Annotated in this window: 4 protein-coding genes; 2 read left to right on the forward strand and 2 right to left on the reverse strand. The window is 36.0% G+C overall.

Annotated elements, in window-relative coordinates:
- Positions 1-298 (forward strand): ferredoxin (locus ACIQ0D_RS12615; RefSeq protein WP_395806151.1); only part of this gene is annotated, 298 nt, incomplete at its 5' end.
- 54 nt (positions 299-352) lie between these two features.
- Here the strand turns inward: ACIQ0D_RS12615 and ACIQ0D_RS12620 are convergent.
- Entirely contained in the window at positions 353-826 is a 474-nt protein-coding gene (locus tag ACIQ0D_RS12620) for a universal stress protein (protein WP_395806153.1), read from the reverse strand.
- 72 nt (positions 827-898) lie between these two features.
- Between ACIQ0D_RS12620 and ACIQ0D_RS12625 the strand changes: the two genes are divergently transcribed.
- A complete protein-coding gene (locus tag ACIQ0D_RS12625) occupies positions 899-1,684 on the forward strand; it encodes a C40 family peptidase (RefSeq protein ID WP_395806155.1) in 786 nt (261 codons plus the stop codon).
- A gap of 30 nt (positions 1,685-1,714) precedes the next feature.
- Here ACIQ0D_RS12625 and ACIQ0D_RS12630 read toward each other — a convergent pair.
- On the reverse strand, positions 1,715-2,561 hold an 847-nt coding region (locus ACIQ0D_RS12630), incomplete at its 5' end, for a WD40 repeat domain-containing protein (RefSeq protein ID WP_395806157.1).

Here is a 2,561-nt window from a genome sequence, read left to right on the forward strand (position 1 = left end):
ATGCCCTAATAATGCAATTTATGATGCGGGTGCAACATGGAGGTTTTCTGATGGGACTAATCTTAGAGGATTAATTGACTTCGGAGATGGAACAAATTTAGATGCAGAAGAAGTACAATCCGCAATTTCTGATGAGGTTTATTACATCGTACCTGATAAATGTACTGAATGTGTTGGCTTTCACGATGAACCTCAATGCGCAGCTGTTTGTCCAGTAGATTGTTGTGTGGATGATGAAGATGTTCGCGAATCTCGTGAAGAATTACTAGCTAAGAAAGCTTGGCTTCACGTAGAGTAAAAATACTCTTAGATAAAAAATGCGATCCGGTTTAAGGATCGCATTTTTTTTGTTCTATTTTTTTTCAGGATTCGGTATGATCAGTACTGGACATTTAGCCTTCCGAGCCACACTTTGTGATACACTACCAGAAATAAAATGATCAAAACCTGTCCTTCCATGGGTTCCTAAAATAATCATATCTGCTTTGCAATCATCGGCTACAGCCAATATCTCATCCTGCGCCCTTCCAATTTTTGTAACTGTTGAAAGTTTAACATCAGAACCATATTGATCTTCTATTCTTTTTAAAAATGCTTTACTCGCTTCTTCTTGAATATGCATCAGCTCAGGAATCATTGCTGGCGATTCATTTAAAAGCGGATCTGCAGAGTAGGGCGAGCTTATTGGGATCTCATCTACATGAACTAGCGTAATCTTCGCGCCCAAGCTTTTAGCCAAAATTACCCCATAATTAATGGCTTTTTCAGAATATGGACTGTCTTCAACTGCAATAAGTATTCTATGAATATTTTCAGGACTCACCATAAGATTAGGCGTTAAAATGATATGAATTTTATCATTATAGCTAATTTACTCAAAATTTGGTTTATTTGCAAGATGAATCTATCATTTGGGGTGTGCAATTTATCTTTAGTTCCGCTTAGGACTGAAGCATCTGATAAAAGCGAAATGTGCTCGCAACTTTTATTTGGCGATCATTTTACTTTATTGGAAGTTGGAGAAAAATGGAGCCGAATTCAGACCGAATATGATGAATATGAAGGCTGGATTGATAATAAACAATATGTTAAAGTTAATCAGGCGACTTTTGATGGACTACGAAATTCTAAGTCGATTTTGAGTTTACAAGTTTTTCACAAGGTATCAAAGACAGATAATTTAACTGTTTTAAAGCTATTAGCAGGTTCTACTATTCCACAAAATGTAGATGGCCTATTTTATTTAGGTGATACAAGATATAAGCTTGAAGGGGCTACAATCAATCCCATTAATTCTGAATTTCGTTCAGGAGTGAAAGATGCTGCTCAATTTTACCTTGGTTCTCCATATCTATGGGGTGGGCGCTCCATCTTCGGAATCGATTGTTCGGGTTTTTCTCAAATGGTATTTAAACAATTTGGTATCAAACTGAAGCGCGATGCATGGCAACAAGCTGAGCAAGGCGAATTAGTTGGTTTTCTGCAGGAGTCTAGAGCTGGTGATCTCGCATTCTTTGATAATGAAGAAGGTCGGATTACGCATGTTGGAATCATGTTGGATAATCAAAAAATTATTCATGCTTCAGGAACGGTAAGAATTGATCCCATTGATAATCAGGGGATTTTTAATACTGAATTAAATCGATACACCCATAAACTTAGGATTGTAAAGCGTTTTTCTTAGGCTAAAAAAATTAATTTTTATTTGCTTTCTTTAAAATTTTATATCCCAAAACTTTATTAATTTATCATCGCTTACGGAGATAAGTTTTTGATTTTCAGGCTCCCATACAATTTTGTTGATGGATAAATGATGGCCTTCAAAGCCCTTTTCAATACTTAGCGTTTTTAAAAGTTCGAAATTTTCTGAATTCCAAATTTTAATGCTTTTATCTCTGCTTGCTGTTGCTAAAATGGGTAAAATGGGGTGATAAGCAATGGAGTAAATGGAATATAAATGTGCTGGGATGCTCTGAATGAGTGAAAAGTCGGATGTGCTCCAAACCTTCATTTGGGCATCTCTGCTGCCTGAAATGAGCTGCTTACTATCTGGTGAGAATTGTAAGGAACTAATCGGGAGACTATGTTGGTCAAGTACGCATTTAAGACTATAATCACTTAAATTGTACACTTTGATTGTATTGTCTTTAGAGCCAAATGCTACTATTTTTTCATCTGGACTTACCGCTATAACTCTCACCGTTTGATTGGAAACTTTGAAATTATATAGCATTTTTAGATTTGTGAGATCCCAAACTGAAACTGAGCCATCTTCAGATGAAAGTAATACCTCGTTTTTAGAAACTATTGACTTAATATCAAAAATTGGAAGTTTGTGAAATTGTAAAACAGCACTAATTTTTTGCTCTTCAAAATTAAATACATCTACTTGTCCGCTACGCTCCCCAGCAAATAGGAGTGGAGCAGATGTAGGACAATGCAATGCATAAACGGATGAACTTACTGGAAATAAAACTTTGATAAATCCTGGCGCATCTACGCGCCATTCCACAATGCCTTTATCATTACCAGCAGAGAAAACAATTCCTTTTTTTTGCGAA

It is taken from the genome of Daejeonella sp. (genome assembly GCF_044342615.1).
Lineage (GTDB): Bacteria > Bacteroidota > Bacteroidia > Sphingobacteriales > Sphingobacteriaceae > Daejeonella.